This is a genomic window from Vibrio thalassae (genome assembly GCF_900089835.1).
Classification (GTDB): domain Bacteria; phylum Pseudomonadota; class Gammaproteobacteria; order Enterobacterales; family Vibrionaceae; genus Vibrio; species Vibrio thalassae.
On sequence record NZ_OANU01000193.1, the window covers coordinates 1 to 17445 of the forward strand.

General features: G+C 43.3%; 18 protein-coding genes, 2 tRNA genes and 2 pseudogenes. 12 read left to right on the forward strand and 10 right to left on the reverse strand.

Annotated features, from left to right (window positions below; translation table 11 throughout):
• Positions 1–202: 202 nt before the first annotated feature.
• The 3 genes and pseudogenes from VTH8203_RS24130 to VTH8203_RS24140 form a co-directional block, all read left to right on the forward strand.
• Positions 203–472: pseudogene (locus VTH8203_RS24130) on the forward strand (DDE-type integrase/transposase/recombinase); the annotation flags it as partial.
• Between the two features lie 191 nt (positions 473–663).
• The gene (locus tag VTH8203_RS24135; RefSeq protein ID WP_096995847.1) at positions 664–1704 is read left to right on the forward strand and encodes an IS110 family RNA-guided transposase; all 1041 of its coding nucleotides are present in this window, start codon (positions 664–666) and stop codon (positions 1702–1704) included.
• 12 nt (positions 1705–1716) lie between these two features.
• Positions 1717–1905: pseudogene (locus tag VTH8203_RS24140) on the forward strand (IS3 family transposase); the annotation flags it as partial.
• Here the strand turns inward: VTH8203_RS24140 and VTH8203_RS24145 are convergent.
• Complete coding sequence (locus tag VTH8203_RS24145; RefSeq protein ID WP_244181333.1) at positions 1902–2210, reverse strand: hypothetical protein; 309 nt, start codon at positions 2208–2210, stop codon at positions 1902–1904. The pseudogene VTH8203_RS24140 and the gene VTH8203_RS24145 sit on opposite strands and share 4 nt — an antisense overlap.
• A gap of 433 nt (positions 2211–2643) precedes the next feature.
• Between VTH8203_RS24145 and VTH8203_RS24150 the strand changes: the two genes are divergently transcribed.
• The 4 genes from VTH8203_RS24150 to VTH8203_RS24165 all read left to right on the forward strand — a co-directional run bounded on the left by VTH8203_RS24150 (position 2644) and on the right by VTH8203_RS24165 (position 7503).
• Positions 2644–3357 carry a MipA/OmpV family protein gene (locus tag VTH8203_RS24150; protein WP_244181334.1) on the forward strand — a complete coding sequence of 238 codons (714 nt, stop codon included), beginning with the start codon at positions 2644–2646 and terminating at the stop codon, positions 3355–3357.
• An 868-nt stretch (positions 3358–4225) separates the two neighbouring features.
• Entirely contained in the window at positions 4226–4606 is a 381-nt protein-coding gene (locus VTH8203_RS24155) for an outer membrane beta-barrel protein (RefSeq protein ID WP_208617807.1), read from the forward strand.
• Between the two features lie 205 nt (positions 4607–4811).
• Entirely contained in the window at positions 4812–5651 is an 840-nt protein-coding gene (locus VTH8203_RS24160) for an Ig-like domain-containing protein (protein WP_158296253.1), read from the forward strand.
• 103 nt (positions 5652–5754) lie between these two features.
• Positions 5755–7503, forward strand: a complete 1749-nt coding sequence (locus VTH8203_RS24165; protein WP_096995850.1) for an Ig-like domain-containing protein — start codon at positions 5755–5757, stop codon at positions 7501–7503.
• Between the two features lie 769 nt (positions 7504–8272).
• On the opposite strand, the gene VTH8203_RS24170 is transcribed toward VTH8203_RS24165, so the two are convergent.
• From VTH8203_RS24170 to VTH8203_RS24180, 3 genes are all read right to left on the reverse strand, one after another.
• Positions 8273–8349 (reverse strand) — tRNA-Val (locus VTH8203_RS24170).
• A 35-nt stretch (positions 8350–8384) separates the two neighbouring features.
• Positions 8385–8461 (reverse strand) — tRNA-Val (locus VTH8203_RS24175).
• A 172-nt stretch (positions 8462–8633) separates the two neighbouring features.
• The gene (locus VTH8203_RS24180; protein WP_096995851.1) at positions 8634–9293 is read right to left on the reverse strand and encodes a DUF2726 domain-containing protein; all 660 of its coding nucleotides are present in this window, start codon (positions 9291–9293) and stop codon (positions 8634–8636) included.
• A gap of 147 nt (positions 9294–9440) precedes the next feature.
• Between VTH8203_RS24180 and VTH8203_RS24185 the strand changes: the two genes are divergently transcribed.
• A complete protein-coding gene (locus tag VTH8203_RS24185; protein ID WP_096995852.1) occupies positions 9441–9974 on the forward strand; it encodes a lipocalin family protein in 534 nt (177 codons plus the stop codon).
• 2 nt (positions 9975–9976) lie between these two features.
• Here the strand turns inward: VTH8203_RS24185 and VTH8203_RS24190 are convergent, their stop codons facing one another.
• Positions 9977–10738, reverse strand: coding sequence for an MBL fold metallo-hydrolase (locus tag VTH8203_RS24190; protein ID WP_096995853.1), 762 nt, complete (start codon positions 10736–10738; stop codon positions 9977–9979).
• Positions 10739–10846: 108 nt separating this feature from the next.
• Between VTH8203_RS24190 and VTH8203_RS24195 the strand changes: the two genes are divergently transcribed.
• Positions 10847–11557, forward strand: a complete 711-nt coding sequence (locus tag VTH8203_RS24195; RefSeq protein WP_096995854.1) for a glycerophosphodiester phosphodiesterase family protein — start codon at positions 10847–10849, stop codon at positions 11555–11557.
• On the opposite strand, the gene VTH8203_RS24200 is transcribed toward VTH8203_RS24195, so the two are convergent.
• The gene (locus tag VTH8203_RS24200) at positions 11547–12470 is read right to left on the reverse strand and encodes a LysR family transcriptional regulator (RefSeq protein ID WP_096995855.1); all 924 of its coding nucleotides are present in this window, start codon (positions 12468–12470) and stop codon (positions 11547–11549) included. The genes VTH8203_RS24195 and VTH8203_RS24200 overlap by 11 nt on opposite strands.
• A 102-nt stretch (positions 12471–12572) precedes the next feature.
• Between VTH8203_RS24200 and VTH8203_RS24205 the strand changes: the two genes are divergently transcribed.
• Positions 12573–13505, forward strand: coding sequence for a DMT family transporter (locus VTH8203_RS24205; RefSeq protein ID WP_096995856.1), 933 nt, complete (start codon positions 12573–12575; stop codon positions 13503–13505).
• Between the two features lie 110 nt (positions 13506–13615).
• Positions 13616–14722, forward strand: a complete 1107-nt coding sequence (locus VTH8203_RS24210; RefSeq protein ID WP_096995857.1) for a M20/M25/M40 family metallo-hydrolase — start codon at positions 13616–13618, stop codon at positions 14720–14722.
• Between the two features lie 53 nt (positions 14723–14775).
• Here VTH8203_RS24210 and VTH8203_RS24215 read toward each other — a convergent pair whose 3' ends face one another.
• The 3 genes from VTH8203_RS24215 to VTH8203_RS24225 all read right to left on the reverse strand — a co-directional run bounded on the left by VTH8203_RS24215 (position 14776) and on the right by VTH8203_RS24225 (position 15989).
• Positions 14776–15129: a ribosome recycling factor family protein gene (locus VTH8203_RS24215; RefSeq protein ID WP_096995858.1), complete on the reverse strand. Its 354-nt coding sequence runs from the start codon at positions 15127–15129 to the stop codon at positions 14776–14778.
• Entirely contained in the window at positions 15108–15545 is a 438-nt protein-coding gene (locus VTH8203_RS24220) for a DUF3859 domain-containing protein (RefSeq protein WP_096995859.1), read from the reverse strand. Before VTH8203_RS24220 ends, VTH8203_RS24215 begins: the two co-directional genes overlap by 22 nt.
• 75 nt (positions 15546–15620) lie before the next feature.
• Positions 15621–15989 (reverse strand): ATP-binding protein, encoded by a 369-nt coding sequence (locus VTH8203_RS24225; protein ID WP_244181336.1) that lies wholly within the window; start codon positions 15987–15989, stop codon positions 15621–15623.
• A gap of 182 nt (positions 15990–16171) precedes the next feature.
• On the opposite strand from VTH8203_RS24225, the gene metA reads away from it, so the two are divergent.
• The gene (gene metA, locus VTH8203_RS24230; protein WP_096995861.1) at positions 16172–17113 is read left to right on the forward strand and encodes a homoserine O-acetyltransferase MetA; all 942 of its coding nucleotides are present in this window, start codon (positions 16172–16174) and stop codon (positions 17111–17113) included.
• Between the two features lie 80 nt (positions 17114–17193).
• Here metA and VTH8203_RS24235 read toward each other — a convergent pair whose 3' ends face one another.
• A complete protein-coding gene (locus tag VTH8203_RS24235) occupies positions 17194–17445 on the reverse strand; it encodes a DUF3081 domain-containing protein (protein WP_096995862.1) in 252 nt (83 codons plus the stop codon).

Sequence of the window (17445 nt, forward strand, 5' to 3'; positions counted from 1 at the left end):
GCCAAAAGATGCCGTTCAAGTGGCGCCTTCCAGCAACCAACCCCTACCTTCTGACTGAAGCCAGAAACACAGTTACTTCAAGATACTCAGATGTTGCTATGGCCGTTGGCCTTGATTAAGCGGAGAGCCGTATGCGCTGAAAGGTGCACGTACGGTTCGGAGAGGAGAGGCAGAGAGATAGTTCGACTACGCTCTGTCTCTTACTCTACTTGCGACAAGCGAAGGCTGGCTGTATTTGGCGGTAATTATTGACCTTTATTCAAGGCAAGTAGTCGGTTGGTCTATGGACACCAGAATGACGGCAACTCTGGTCTGCGATGCGTTATCAATGGCCTTGTTCCGTCGAGGGTTCCCTGAGCAGGTTATCGTTCATAGTGACCGAGGTAGTCAGTACTGCTCAAAGGATTATCGAGACCTGATAACTGCTTATAATCTAAAGCAAAGTATGAGTAGGAAAGGAAACTGCTGGGACACTGGGGTTAGAATTAAGATACAGACTGTTTGTACTGACCCGTGCTGGGATTGACTGAAATGTCTTTGTGTTGACCTGTCGTTCAAAGAGTCTGTTCAATTCTGTCGACTCAGTTGTGACCTAATAGGAGCTTTGTAATGCACCTCCAGTGTCCAGTCCAGCTGGGCGTTTCATACAGGAGAGTGGTCTAAATGAACAATAACGATCCCCGCTATAAATTGTACCTGGGTGTAGATACTCACCTAGAGCTCCATGTCGCAACACTTATCAATGAGCTTGGGCAAGTTGTTAAGAATAAAGCATTCAGTGCTGATATTTCAGGCTACCGTGAACTCTTTTCATGGTGTAATTCTTATGGATTCCTTCAAAAAGCCGGCATCGAAGGTACAGGAAGCTATGGTGCTGAACTGACAAAATTTCTACTTAAGAACCATATTGACGTATATGAGGTTATGCGGCCAAATCAAATGGAGAGACGGCTCAAAGGCAAAACTGACGTTATAGACTCAGAGAATGCAGCCAGAAGCGTCTTATCTGGCGAAGCAAAGGTTATTCCCAAAAGCCATACGGGGCCTGTTGAGTCACTGCGAAGCCTACTGTTGACTCGCAATAGTGCGGTCAAAGCAAGGACTCAGGCGATGAATCAAATTCGAGCTCTCCTTGTATCAGGACCCGATGAGCTAAAGCAGTCCCTTTATCTCTCAAAACCAGAAGCTTGCGCAGCTGCGTGCTTGGCCCGATGTTCAAGTAGTAGTGAACCTCTATTAATTTCACTTGAACTGTTGGCCCAACGTTGGCGTTTTCTAAACGACCAAGTAAAAAAACTCGATAAGGTTTTAAAAAAGTTAACCATGAGCACGGCTCAGAGCCTCGTATCCAGATTTGGTGTTGGATCAAATGTGGCAGCCACGCTTTTGGTTGCTGCTGGGGATAATGCAAGTCGACTAAGGAAAGAGTCATCATTTGCTGCATTATGTGGTGTAAACCCAATCCCCGCTTCATCGGGTAAAACAACTCGTCATAGGCTAAATCGCGGAGGCTGCCGAAGTGCTAATAATGCGCTCTGGACTGTAGCCATGGTAAGAATGCGCAGTGATCCTAGAACTAAGGACTATGTGGCTCGAAGAACGGCTGAAGGGTTATCAACCAAAGAAATATCGCGTAAGTTAAAACGTTACATAGCGAGAGAGCTATTCCCGCTAATTCTTAAAGATCTAGCGACGCTGGCTTGACATAGGAGCGTCAATGCTTGTGTTGAGAGCTTCTTCCATTCAATGAAAGTTGAAGCGATCCAGTATGAGCCGATCATGACGCGAGACGAGATGCGCCAAACGATCTTTGAATACATAGAGGTTGATTATAATCGGACAAGAAGGCACAGTGCTCTTGGGTATCTAAGCCCAGTTAACTTTGAAAATCAAAATGTCGCTTAATGAAGTGTCCAGTCTGGCTGGAGCAGATCATGCTTATGATCAACCCTTAACTTAAACAAGCCTGTATCTAAATCAGCTTCATCTTGGTACGCCATCCAATCGATGGTTACCCGCGCAATACCACCTGCAGCACTACTATCTTTCCCTGAAAGGGTCTCGTTAGAAGTTAACCCGAAAACATAGTAGTCACCAGTAACACCGATCAATTTGTGCTCTGAAGATTGCGCTTCACTAAAAGTCATTAATGCGCTTGCAGCAATGAGAGTCGTCAGTAACTGAGATTTCAACAATATTTGTTCACTCATTTTAATAGCTCCTTATGTCCTAGCTACCGAGTTGTACAACTTAGCTCAACCGTTAAAATTAATGGGATGGAAAAATATTTTTTAGAGCGTGCTACGCACATGCGTTCCGTTCTAAACGAATAAAAGTAGAACTTATAGACGCACCTTAATCACATAACTAATAGATAATTAATCATGACTTTTCATCAAGCTGATATAGGACATTTTAAAATGCTTATATAAAGGCCTTCACATATAGATTAATAATCACCAAGGTTCTATGTAATGCTATATTTACGATTAGTGACAAACTCATGACAAAATCACGATATTGTCATTATCACTATCTCATTACTGTGTATGTACTTACTAAATACACAGGTTCATCACATGAAAAATACAGCATTTATTCTTTTTCCAATCATTATATTTTCTTCATTAGCGCATGCAGGCAATGATATATATCCGAAGTGGTAATATCTATACAAAAACTGATGGATGGTTCACTACTGTTGGAGGTAAAGGCACCTCAGACTTATTCAAATCACAGAATAAAAACAGTTTTATGATCTTTGACTTTGGCTATCAAAGTGAAAAATTGAATATCGATCCCGAGATGGCTAATTATCGATTCTATGAAAACAGCACAGAAAATATCAACTTGAGTTCATATATCAAAACTTCTGGAATAGAGTATGATCTAGGAGATGCCGATAGCTTAATTGGAATGGCATCTCGCGTAACCAGTAGAGATCTTGGCCTAAGTGCTGACTTCAGCTTTGAAAAGGGTACACTTTCTACCTATGTTCAACATGATATTTCAGGTGTTTACAACAGTTTTGTAGGCGGTGCGACTTACTTCCTTCCATTAGAAATTGGCACAATGGATTTTGTCCCATTTGCAGGTTTAAGTTATCAAAGTGCAGAATATGTCGACTACTACTTTGGGGTTCATGACAATGAAGTCACTGAGCAACGTAGCAGCTATAAGGGACAAAGTGATGTCTCGTACCAGCTCGGTTATGAACTCATCATTCCAGTATCCAAAAATTGGAATATCACCCAAACAGCTTCGTACACTCGTCTAGGCGACAACATTTCTGACTCACCAATAGTAGACAATGCTAATCAATGGATTGTTGGTGCAACGGCTTCTTACTATTTCTGATTATCCGCCGCTTTGCAAGCCCTTAATCAGGGGCTTACAGTTCTGCTAAAGATAGCTTTCCACAAAACCTCCGAACCAAACATCCCCCCAAATTCATCCAATAGGATCGCTTTATACTGTTGAAGACGATCAAAACCCTCACTACGTTGCATTACGTCATCACTGTATAGTCGAAGATTCCAGCAGTATCGACCCATAACTTGGATTAAACGTGATCATCGGGAGCTACTCCTTTTTTGTTTTGTCAGCACTTGTCAAATAAGGCCCATTAAATACCACCACAGTTCTTCTCCGAACAGGAGTTAACTAAAAATAACGTTGCTTTTTATATTGGAAATAATATATTCATCGTTATCTAACCCACAAACTTACAATAGCTTGCATCAACCATACTAACACCGCTCTTTATTTTGTGATTAGAAGCACCTACCCCACTAGGCAGCCTTGCAGTGGCCTACAAAAAAGTATTCGTATGTTTATTTTCAAAAAAGTTTCGACTTTATTCCGTAATTCAATTAATAAAATTACTTTCTCTTCGGCCATATCGCTAAACCGCCGCACTTCTATACCGAAATCCACTAAGAAAAATAACAAAAAGCAGTACAACAAAGAACCAGACCACGTTACCCTTACTGCTCTTATTATGACCCAAAATAAGATTTAGAATGCAGTTAAGGTCTATTACTTGATAGTTTAATCGTTCGATTTTGAAAGATGGGATATGTAAGCTTCATGCACAAAGGTATTAATACCAAACTAATAGCATACAGCTCAAGTAATTGAAAATATTGATTTTATATATTTTTACCTCCCTTATAACCTAAATTAATTATAAATAATTTGAGCGGATAAAAATTTAAGTTCAATTTTGCAGTTTTCTCAGGACTGGCGTTGGGATTTAGGTTACCAACACCATGATGATTTGCATGCAGACAATACTTCCGTAACTGTGAGTACAAGTCTGTTTGAAAGTGCAGTCCGATACGATTGGACGGTACGCAACAACCTTAGTCTGTATGGACGATTAGGTGTGGCCTATTGGGATATGGAAAAGACGCAATCATCACTCGGAGTGCTCAACGCTAAAGGGTTTTCTCCATTAGGGGAGATGGGAGTGAACTACCACTTTACCCCTAACCTAGATCTGTCTTGGGGATATCAATTCATCAATGCTATCGGCAACTCTGAAACCGGAAAATATGATAGCCATGGCATGTTACTCGGCCTCACTTATAACTTTAATCCCTAGAAACTAAATCTCGTTTTCTTCAGATAACAACGGACGAGCTCAGTATCGATGAACTTACGTTCATTTCGGAAAAAACTGACGTCACCAATCTGAATTCACTCGTTGAGCTGCAATGTATACAGACTCGATCTGCCTTTGCATCCGACTAAATAACTGCGAAATAAGTATTTACGTCATACAGGTACTTATGATGGAGCTAAACTATATGAAACAAATAAAAAGCTTACCTTTTATTTTAAAAGGCGTCGTACTTTTTGTTGTTGCAATCACACTGGCAATGACCAATGGATGCCGTAGCGAAAATGCATTTAATGATTCGGAATTAAATCCAACCAAATCGGACAATTCAACATTATCGGTCAAAAATGAACAAGCGTTTTTGGCGGGTTTAAACACAGGCACTAATCTAACGATTGAAGCAGAAGTATTTATTAACGGAAAACAGGTTCAGGACCCTGCGTGGAATGCTTCTTCTGAAAATGAATCGATTGCTAAAGTAGACAATACCCTTAATGTTATCGCCATTTCGCCTGGTGAAACCTATATCAATATCCAACATGAAGATTTGACAACTAGGCTTAAAGTTGTGGTGACGAAGGCGTATATTGAGTCTCTCCACATCAACCCTTCTAGTCTCTCTTTAATTAGTGGATACAACGCTACCCTTACCGCATCCGCCACTCTAGATAATGGCCGCACAGTCACATTGGGTAATGATTTAGTCACATGGACATCTTCAAACCCAGAGATCGCAACAGTCAACGACGAAGGCGTGGTTGTAGGTCTCTTGGTAGGCGACGTAACAGTAACCGCTACCTTGATGAGCGACCCATCTAAAACAAGTTCGTCTTCCGTTACCATTTCAGAAGCTGTCATCGACAGCATTCAGGTCACACCTGAGACCATCACCTTGATTGATGGTCATTCAGAAGCCTTAGCCGTATCAGCAACCCTATCCGATGGCCGTACTATGAACTTAGATAGCGAGTCGGTTACGTGGACGTCGTCAGATATCGCTACAACTGCAGTCAATAACCTTAGATAACCAACTGATCACATGGATCTCTTCAGATGTAGCCACTGTCGTCGTCAACAATCAAGGTATCGCCGAAGGTCAAGACACTGGCACTGCGACTGTAACCGCCACCTTGAAAAGCGATACATCGAAAACCAGTTCATCAACCATCACGGTCACTGAAGCAATCATCGAAAGTATCCAGGTTACACCTTCGACCGTCTCTTTGATCGATGGTCATACTGCGACACTAAACGCTTCAGCCACCCTATCCGATGGCCGTACAGTGGCCTTGGATAACAAACTCGTTACATGGGCGTCGTCAGATACTGCGACTGCTATCGTCAACAACCAAGGAACGGTTGAAAGTCTAGATGTTGGCACAACTACGGTGACCGCTACCTTGATAAACGATACATCGAAAACCAGTTCATCCGCCGTTACAGTCACCACAGCTGTCGTCGAGAGCATAGAAGTTACGCCTTCTCCTTTGTCTTTAAGCAAAGGAGTAACGAAAACACTGTCGGTATCAGCAACACTTTCAAATAATCAGGTTACTGTATTAGATAACTCCACTCTTACTTGGTCTTCATCTGACCCAAGTATCATCACTATCAACAGTGATGGGGTAGCTAAAGCCATCGCCAGCGGCACAACCAGCATTAATGCGACCTATGCTGATCTGCCAACGGTTCAGGTAGACGTCAATGTCACGCCAACCTTTAGACAGATTTCTTTAAACCCAGAAAGAGTGTTAGTTGATACAAATGGTCAATTTCAACTAGAGGTAAAAGCGCTTTTAGAGGATGATTCATTGGTCGTTCTAAACAATGAACTCATTTCATGGAGAGTGGAGGATTCTTCTGTTGCACTGGTTAACAGCGATGGTTTGGTTCAGGGAGTCAGCGATGGTTATACCCGAATCTCTGCGACATATCTGTCTTTGTCAGACACGTCAGAAGTTATCGTATCTAAAATTATCAAAGAAACCCAATCGTCTGTCGATATCGCCGTAGGTGTGCCTTTCCAATGGCGCGCTATTTATACCAATACCAACAGCGACCGAATTGATGTTACCCAACAGGCGTCGTGGAAAACCTATTTCGACACGAGTAATGGCCAAAGTCCAGCCAACGAACTGGTTGCTTTAAAAACGAAAGGTCAATACCGGGTTGAGCAGCTAGGTGACAGCAATGGTTATGCTAGTGATATTTTCTACACGTATAACGGAGATGTGACGCGAGTAGCCGTGACGAGTTATACGGCTGATAACATAACCTCTATGCCATTGTGTTCAACTAAGCAGCTTGGAGAACTAGGCATGTGCAGAACTGAAGCCATGGGCGGTCATGGCGGAGGCCCAAAACCGATTGCATCATGCCCTTTAGGAAGTATAGCAACAGGGGTAGTGCTAAAATACTCAACAAACGGCTGGGGAGGCTTGGGAGTCCAACTTAAATGCTCAAGCGTATCGTTAGATCTTAGTAACCAACTCGTGTTTAAGGATAATGATAGAGAAAGTGCGTTGATTCATGGTAGAGACCATCCTGGAAACACCACCGGTAGCTACGCATCTCAGTGTCCTGTAGGCTCGATAATAAGCTCAATTCGCGCTAGCGCTGCCGCAAATGCCCAAGGCACATTAGACGACGTTCAGTTAGGTTGCTCACCTTTATCTTATGACACCTATAACTCACACTATGTCGTAGATAAAGTAAATGAACAATTGCTGCCTTGGCTGCACTCAAATCCAACAGACGTCATGGTCACAGAGTTTGAGAACAATGTCGGACTCTCCGCAGTTGCCGTTAGAGCAGGCTCTGCCTTGGACTCTACCGTATTTATTGCGAGTGATCTAAGTATGAGCGTAACAACACAGTAAACCTGTATATTGACTAGGTGACACACATATGTGTGTCACCTAAGCCTATTATAGATATTCAAAAATTCTACGGACTGGAACATACCTATACTCTTTATTGAAAAAGGACTTGCGACTATAGCGCAACTCTTTTGGTTACATTCTCACTCGCATTGGAACGTCCATTTTCTTTGCAAGTACACACCCAATGATTAACTTGTAGCGGCTTACAAAATTCACTGATTAATATAGCGAGTGAGTATAAACTAAGGCTCGTTACACACTTCTAGATCAACTTGAAATATTTAGGTCTATTTCATCGATATGAATACCCAACATTGATTTCGATGGGAACCTGAAATTGAATCTAATAACTTCCCATTACGTAAAGCACAAAGCCCCACTTCGGCGTCGACCTATAGCTTATGCGATTTAATTTTTTGTCGCTCATCGAATCAAACCAAAGCTAGGTTACGCTTTTTGTATTCGCAGTTTAATATCAGTTAGGCCATTTTACTAATCGAATAATCCAAGTTAAGTTATACGCAGCCCCTATCTTTCACTGACAGTGATCAGTGCCATCACTCCCCAAAAATCTATGCCCTCTATCTTTTTGTCACAATTGTGACGCACGGTGACGGATATGGATAGAGGTCTTAGAAGTGACTCGAATGTATATGCAGAAACGACAATTGAGGATTACAGAAAAGTCAGTTTGGGTTAACGGATTTCAGAAACAACAAAGCCTCGCGTAACGCGAGGCTTTGTGCTTGTTCTATAAGAACGAATGTGGTGGATCCGGGCGAACTCGAATCGCCGACCCCCGCCATGTCAAGGCGGTACTCTAACCAACTGAGCTACGGATCCAAACGGTGTTCTTTGCATAACAATGCAAAAAGGAGTGGTGGGTCCGGGCGAACTCGAATCGCCGACCCCTACCATGTCAAGGTAGTACTCTAACCAACTGAGCTACGGACCCATCGTCTTTGGAACGAGATGGATATTAACGAGAGATACCTAGCTGTGCAAGTAGATTTTTGTGTTTTTGGTATCGTTTGGCTTATATGTCATCAATTCGGCTCTTTTTTATGCTGTTATCTAAAAAAAAATGTGAATTACATCAGTTTGTTGCACACTGGTATTTCATTCTTTTATTCCGGGTCATCGAAAACAACGTTGTAGTTTTCCGTATACTGGCACATCGGCTGACGGCTACAGGTGAAAAAACGTCGGCCTTCGAACTCTCCTTGGGTCGCCGTCCTTATTATCATTGGACTTCCACATCGTTTGCAAAAACGGACTTCTTTGTCAGGCTCAATCAGATCAATATGCGCAGCAAGTAGACGTCTGAGCTTGCCGACTTGGTAGCTTAACTTAACCGACGCGCCAATTAACGGTATGTTTGCTGATTTACACACTTGCATAATGAGCTTTTGGCGCTCAATTTTACCCTTGTCGAGCTTTTGTCCGTTGTCATACTCGATAACCACTCTCGGTTGCATGGTTCTAGGGTCGCACACCACAAAGTCGAAATAGCTTTTGGCAATGACACTATTGGCGATAAACCACTGTTTCTTATTACTTGTCTTTTGCGGAGTCACGACATTGGTCATGCTTACCTTAGTCAATATGACGCCATGCTCTCCGACGGCCTCTTTGAGTGCATTATAAAACGCCGTTTGCGCAGAAGACAGAATCGGCCCTTTCACTTTATAAAGATACGAACGGGTATCTTCTTGCTTCACAAAATATTTTTGAGCGACAAAAAACAGCCCGACAAGTAAAGTCAAAACAATGAATATTTCAAACATTGATGCAGTAATACCTAGAATTAATGAATATGGTCGAATCCAGAGTATGCGCAATAAGATTTAGATGCAATCTTTGTAAACGGTACTCCGATTTTTGTCGTATATTCTATTTAGAAAGAGTTAGTTAGGTAACAAAAGGAGTGTACCTTGATAAAAACAATACTTCGCTATTTAACCGTCAGTCTTCCCCTCGTTTTACTTGGTTGTACCGGTATTCCAGATAAAGTACAGCCAGTAACGGGCTTTGAATTAGACCGCTATCTTGGTAAGTGGTATGAGATTGCTCGACTTGATCACAGCTTCGAACGCGGCTTAGATAATGTGACGGCCACCTACTCCATGAATAAGGATGGCTCAGTCAAAGTGCTGAATAGAGGTTGGGATACCGAAGATAAAGAATGGTCAGAAGCAGAGGGAAAGGCTAAGTTTGTCACCTCTCCTGATATCGCACACCTCAAAGTGTCTTTCTTTGGCCCTTTTTACGGTAGCTATGTCGTCTATTACCTAGAACCGGATTACTCGGCAGCACTCATTAGCGGCTATAACTCAGATTACTTTTGGATTCTGGCAAGAACCCCAACTATCGAGGAAGCAAAGTTAGACCAGTACCTCAAAGTGGCTTACGATGCTGGATTCAACACCTCAGAGTTGATCTTTCCAAAGCAAGACAAAGCACAATAGAACTAGCGTACAGCCAGTACGGACTTAACGAGTCCTTTGAGCTTAATTTTTGTCACCCGCCAATGGGTCACCGGTCTCATTGGCGCGGTTTCAAGAAGGTGCCTCTTCGCGCCGGCATCAAAAACCACCGCCCCACGATGAGCAAGCAGAATTTGTTTGGCGTTTAATTGGTAAACTTTCTCGATAGACTGCCGATACTGATTCGGATGAAAAATAGGGAATGGCGCGATCAGCTGTTTTTTCACTTCCACCATCAAGTCTGCCACATAAACAACCGATTCTGCGGCGTTGTAAACGGAGATATCTCGATCGGTGTGCCCTGGCGTCTCTAATACTTGCCAATCAGCAAACAAAGGGACGATGTCACCATCATGCAGATGATAGTCGGCGTTTAACGCTTTTTTATACCAAAGGTTTTTACTCGGCTGACCTAATCGTTTTGCCATATAACGAGCCAAAATTAAATCCGTCACATGCATCAAAAAACCGTCGAATCCCGAGTACCAGTCATGCTCTTTCGCTGCCGAGACAATTTTTGCTCCGGTAATAGCTCTAAGTCGATGTGCCGCTCCGGCATGATCTGGATGCATATGAGTGACCACAATGATCTTTAAGTCGGACAAATGTCGTTGTAGATCATCGGTGATAAAACGGAGTATAGTGCCTACGTCAGCTCGGCTTGCGCCGTCCAACAAGAGTAATTTGTCTGGATACTCAACGATATAGATTTGTTGTATGTATCCCTTGAGCTGATGAACTTTCACTTTGGTAACTGGTCTGATGTCTTTCCACCAAGATAGCGTCAGGATAACATTTTTGCAACATACACATCATTTATCATTTTAAAACTGATAACTGTGGTAGGAATAGCAATGAGCACAATAATTGCGGGTCATCGCGGTGTTGCTGGCACCCATCCAGAAAACACATTAGTCAGCATTCAAGCGGCGAAACAACTGGGATTAAACTGGGTTGAAGTGGATGTGCAACCCACTAAAGATGGCGTGTTAGTGGTTGGCCATGACCATACGATTAACCGTTGCAGTAATAGCAAAGGCCGAATAGACGAATTCACTCTAGAGGAATTGCGTCAGTTTGACTTTGGTTCATGGAAAGCTTCTCAATTTAAAGACGAGAAGATAATGACTCTAGATGAACTGCTCCAGTACTGTCACGAGAATAGCTTGAATCTGAATATCGAAGTTAAGGTCGATAGACATGATGCCGAATACGTCGTCTCTTTATTGAGCGCACAGTTCCAAGCCAGTGATATCAACCCAAATCAGTTATTAATCTCCAGTTTTAGTCGTGAAATTATGCTGGCACTGTTTCAGGCGAACCTAGGTATTAGACTCGGCGTACTCGGTAACAGACTTAATAATCGTTTACTTAGCACTATCGAGCAGGTCAAAGCATTCAGTTGTCACCTCAACTACCGTTGGCTGACTCAAAAGCACATAAGAATTCTGCGCGAGCGCGGCGTAGAGATATGGTGCTATACCGTAAACAATCCAAAGTCGTTTAAGCACTTGCAGCAAGTCGATGCGATTTTCACTGATTATCCTCAGCGTTTTACAGACTAGATTCCATTTGGAGTGATGCGGACATATAGTCAATAAATGCTCGCCTGCGGGCGGGCATAAACTTTGATTGTGGAAACTGCATCACGATCTCGCCCTGGTAGCGCGAGTTAACGTGCCATTCAGGCAAGACTTGCAACACGTCCCCTTCCCTAAGTGCTTTTTCTACGACAAATTCCGGAAAGATACCAATACCTACACCGCTTTTCACAGCATTTAACCGCATTTCAGAATGATTAACCGAGTAACGTCCATCGACCTGCACTTTTACATTTTCGCCATCTTTATTGAACAGCCAAACATTGTCATTTGGCTGTTCATTCAGAAACAAACAGTTGTGGTTCAGAAGATTATTAGGATGAAAAGGAATACCATTCTCTTGTAAATACGATTTGCTCGCGCATAACACTGCTTTGATTTCACCGAGCGGCTTAGCCACTAAGTTTTCTCTTGGAAAATGAGTAAGTTCAAAAACGATATCGAGATTGTGCCCAAACGGATCGACAAATTCATCACTCACCAACAGTCGAAGTTTCACTTTCGGGTATAACTCTAAAAACGATAGCATGAGTGGTTCAAGAATATGACGACTGAATGCTTTGGGCGCGGAAACTCGCAGCTCACCCTGTGCCTCCCCGACTTCTTGACTCGCAATATTGGCAATGTCAGACGCCGATTCCATGATTTTCTTACTAAATTCGTAAACAACCTTCCCTGTGTCCGTGGTCACCTGCTTTCTTGTTGTCCGTTCCAACAAGTCGGTATTCAGCGCAGCCTCTAGTCGGCTGATTTGTCGGCTTACCCCTGATGGTGTCACCCCCAATCTCTGTGAGGCGGCAGTGAAGCTTCCCGCTTCAACAACTGTCACAAATGCAGCAATGTCGGGTAACAGTGCCATAAGTTTATTTGTGTCCATCAGTCATAAGTCCTGTGCGTTTTGGAAGTATTATCACTTTGTTATTCATAAGTTAGCATAGCAATAAAGTTATTCACAAAAACTATTTTAGAGTAATTACAAATGGATAGAGGTTACGCACAAACTCTCACGTCAGTCTGGGCGATTTTGGGTCTACTTGTGGTATCGGTGGTTTGGGGCACCAGTTACGGAACGTCAAAACAGGTGCTTCAATCGCTTACCGTCCCACAATTATTATTCGTTCGTTTCGCTTTAAGTAGCGGCGTCTTATTCATAATCTTGTATAAGAAGCGGCTATTTACTGAATTCACTAACAACTCTGTTGACTATTTAAAAGTAGGTCTGCTTACCGGCGCTATCTTAAGCTGTATCTTCATTACCGAAACCTGGGCAGTGGCTTATGTAAAAGCCGGGCAAGTTGCGGTTCTCATCAGCCTTTGTATCTTATTCACCCCATTTTTGGAGAAAATATGGCTTAGCGTGTCCTTACCTAAGGGCATTTGGGGATATTGCTTTGTTGGGGTCATTGGCGTTGTTTTACTGTCCAACGTTACTGAGCAGGACTTAAGTTTCAATTGGGGATTCGCGTTAGTGATCGTGGCCGCTGTGCTCAGAGGGTTTATGGTTGTAACGTGTCGCAAGGCCTTCAGCGAACGTCATTTCAATACGGAACTTATTACGTTTATTCAACTGTCAGTAGTCACTCTTGTCAGCGTGCTGCTGATCGGGCAAGAAGGGTCGGCTGGGCAACTTCCTATCGCCATAATGCAGCTTGATTGGTTGACGATAAGTAGCTTAATTTACCTGGCTTTAGGCTGTACTCTTATGGCGTTTTTTCTACAAAACTATGCCGTCAAATTTCTTCACGCGAGCCAAGCATCACTGTTGATGGGTACTGAGCCATTATTCGGCTTACTTTTCGCGGCAATCTTTTTACAAGAGCAACTGACAAACCTTCAATGGTTGGGCAGTTTTCTCATCATTTCGACCACGGTTGCAGCTTGTTACCAATTTTCTAAGCACAAACAGCCTTGATGTCAGTGGATTTCTCTAAAATGCGGCGTTTTTTTTGATTTACCTCAGGTCTAGCACGCAAACAGAGAGTGTAAAGTGGTTCTCCCTGTTCCATAACGTGAAGAAATCCTATGACACTAGTAAATACCGACCGCCTTGTTAACCACTTTTTCGACCTAGTAAAAATCGACAGCGAATCCGGCAATGAAAAAGCCATCGCCGAAGCTATTGCTGAGCAACTTGGTGGGCTTGGTTTCTCTGTAAGCAAGCTTCCTGTACCAGAACAATACACCAACGGCTTTAATGTGTATGGTCGCCTTGAAGGTACGCTTGAAGGTAGCATTGTATTCAGTGCTCACATGGACACAGTCACACCAGGTATTGGCATTGAGCCAATCATAGAAGATGGCATTATTCGTTCAAAGGGCGACACTATCCTTGGTGGCGACGACAAGTCTGGTATTGCAGCCGTGATGGAAGCAGTACGCTGCCTTAAAGAGCAAAACCGCGAACATAAAACCATCGAAGTGGCTTTCACTGTGCATGAAGAAGGTGGCCTATTCGGTTCAGAATACTTCGACATGTCCTACATCCAATCAAACAATGCGATCGTACTTGATACCGGCGGTCCAATCGGAACCATCGTAACAGGCGCTCCGGGTCAACAAAAAATCGTTGCTAAAATCAAAGGTCGCCCAGCTCACGCAGGTCTTGCTCCAGAAGAAGGCATCAGCGCAGCAATGGTTGCCGCAGATGCAATCGCCAACATGAAACTGCTACGCATCGATTCAGAAACGACCGCAAATATTGGTTCTGTTAATGGTGGTCAAGCAACAAACATCGTCATGCCAGAACTTACTGTGGTTGCCGAAGCACGTTCACTCAACAGCGACAAGCTAACCGCTCAAGTTAACCATATGGTTGAAACTTTCCAAGCGTCAGCTGAGAAGTTTGGTGCAGAAGTTGAGATCGAATCAACACGTGCTTACGATGCTTTTGTTATCGCAGAAGACGACGCACATGTACTGAAAATCAAGCAAGTTTTTGAAGCAAACGGCATCGAAGCCAACACCAAACACACAGGTGGTGGTAGTGATGCAAACAACTTCAACGGGAAAGGTCTAACGACTGTGAACCTTTCTACTGGAATGGCAAAAGTACACACGACTGAAGAATACATCGCTATTGATGATATGGTGAAAATCACCGACTTCGTTATTGGGTATGTTACTGCTTAATTCTAGCAGTCGAACTTAACGCCGCATTTCACAACGTTGAAGTGCGGCGTTTGTTATAACCCTTCATGTTCATCAATGGCGGCGCGAGCTTCCACCAAAGTACAACCCGACTCATGCATTAGCTCTGCAATGGTTGCTTCAGGGTTTCGCTCTAATACTTGTTGAATCGGTGACTTGTAATCGACTAATACTTTCTCAATTGCGACCGATATCCAACCTACTCCAGCCTCTAGAGCGAATGCTGCCAGTTGCTCTTTACGACCAGTTACGAGCCAATGACGTGAGCGGCGGATACGTTTGAGAGTGCATCCAGATAAAGCAGCGCTAGCGATAACCTGTGCTTTGTCCTCAACTCGATGGACAAAACTATTCAGACGAACTGATATTAAAAGCCGCGACTTTTCCAAAACTGACCTTCATCTCTGGCAATAACTTTGAACTTCTTTTCTGCAACCACACGACCTTGCATTTCCAGCACCATCCGCCATTCACCGAGGTTGCTTTCGAAGCCATCAATAGGATGAAGCAATTGAATGGTGTCACCTAGATAGAAATCCCAATCATTGCTGCCTACATGTTCTTCACCGTCAAAAGGCGCGAGTACCTGCCCTTTCTTACCAATGATACCAGGGTGGTAAATGCAATAGCGAACACGCTCCCCTTTGGCTTTTTTGATATTGACGATAAAGCCAAACTCAATGTGCTCATCAGCAGGCACTATCGTGGTGAAGTCTTGAATTTTGGGCAGATCTTTAGAACCCGAATCCCAAGTAGAATAGATACCATAAGAAGTCATCTCAATGACGGGTGAGCGTTTAGCCATTGTTCCATTATGCCTTTTATTTGATGCGCATTATTTTATCGAAGGTTGGCGCTATATCGCACCACATTGAATGCTTTATTCTTGCCAACGAGCACGCATTTTAGCAATGACCGTTTCACTGACTCCATGAATATTTTGGTAATTACCGTTACAAACGATAATTTCCAAATCAGCATTAAATTGCCGGGCTAGCGTTTTATAGGTCTCCATTTCCCAACGTCGTACAAACGTATTTGCCACGACCACGTCTTCACCCTTCGCCAGTGCTTGCTTGGTTTGTTCTTGGCACCACTGGTGTGCTTGTGCAATCAAGCTAGGGTCATAGCAATACTCTCCGTGATCGTTAACAAAATACATATCCGCTTCGACATGTCGAGCATTGAATGTCTTGGCTAGTGTGGTTTTTCCTGAACCGGGTAAACCGCGGATAAGTGTCAATTTCAATTGTTGATGCCTTCGAGTATATGAAGCTATGCATTGTACCGAATTTCCCACTGAGTACACGATTTGATTCATTCGTCTTGGGCACATTGAACTAAAATTAACTGTCGACAAGCAAAAACGTTTGCGTTAACTTTAGATGTATAGACGTCCAGATGACCAAACATTAGCTTAGGGAGAAAGCTGTGCCAATTAAGATTCCTGATCAACTGCCTGCATCCAACGTATTGAGAAATGAAAATATCTTTGTGATGTCGGAAACACGCGCCGCCACGCAGGAAATTCGACCACTGAAAGTCTTAATCCTCAATTTAATGCCAAAGAAAATTGAAACGGAAACCCAGTTCCTAAGACTACTCTCCAATAGCCCACTACAAGTTGATGTAGAACTATTGAGAATTGATGATAGGCCAAGTAAGAACACACCAACAGAGCACCTTGATACTTTTTATCGCCAGTTTGAAACGATCAAAGATCGTAACTTCGACGGACTTATCATTACCGGCGCCCCGCTCGGTTTAGTCCAGTTTGAAGATGTCATTTACTGGGAGCATCTTCAGACCATTATGAATTGGGCCAACAAACATGTGACCTCCACCTTGTATGTGTGTTGGGCGGCTCAAGCGGGATTAAAGCTGTTGTTCGACTTACCGAAAAAAACTCGAAAAGAGAAGCTGTCGGGCGTCTACCACCATACTATTCAGCATCAATATCATCCGCTACTTCGTGGCTTTGACGATTCTTTCCTTGCACCGCACTCGCGCTACGCTGATTTCTCACCAGAATATCTTGAGTCACACACCGATCTTGATATTTTAGCGACCTCAGATGTGGCTGGTGTTTACCTTGCCGCAACCAAAGACAAACGAAATGTCTTTGTGACCGGTCATCCTGAATACGATTCCCACACCTTGCATGGCGAGTATGTGCGTGACTTGGGTGAAGGGATGGAACCTGCAATTCCGGTCAATTACTATCCAAACAATAATCCCGATAACAAGCCTATCGCAAGTTGGCGCAGTCACGGACACTTATTATTTGCTAACTGGCTCAATTACTGTGTTTACCAACAAACACCGTACGACTTGGAACACTTTAGTGCAGACGCCTTTACCACCGACGAATGAGTCTATTTCTCGCCTTATTAATTACGAGCACTCTAACGCTTACTCCCCTGCTTTAGGGGAGTGATCATTTCTCAAACTGTTTACTTCGCCAGTGATGCCACTTTTTTCAAAAACCTGTCGCGCAAGTGCTCTTGGTCGTACTCCAGATGATAGGTATTGTGGAAGCCAACTTTCAGCTCCACTCCGTTACCTCGCAGATACACGTTATAACCGTCATAACCTGAGAACGCTTCGACGCCATCATAAATCTTGCCAAGATCAGTATCAGTGCCGTGTTCCATTATGTTGTTGTAGGCTTGAAGTAGTTTTCCGGGATCCAGTTGGTTTTTCAT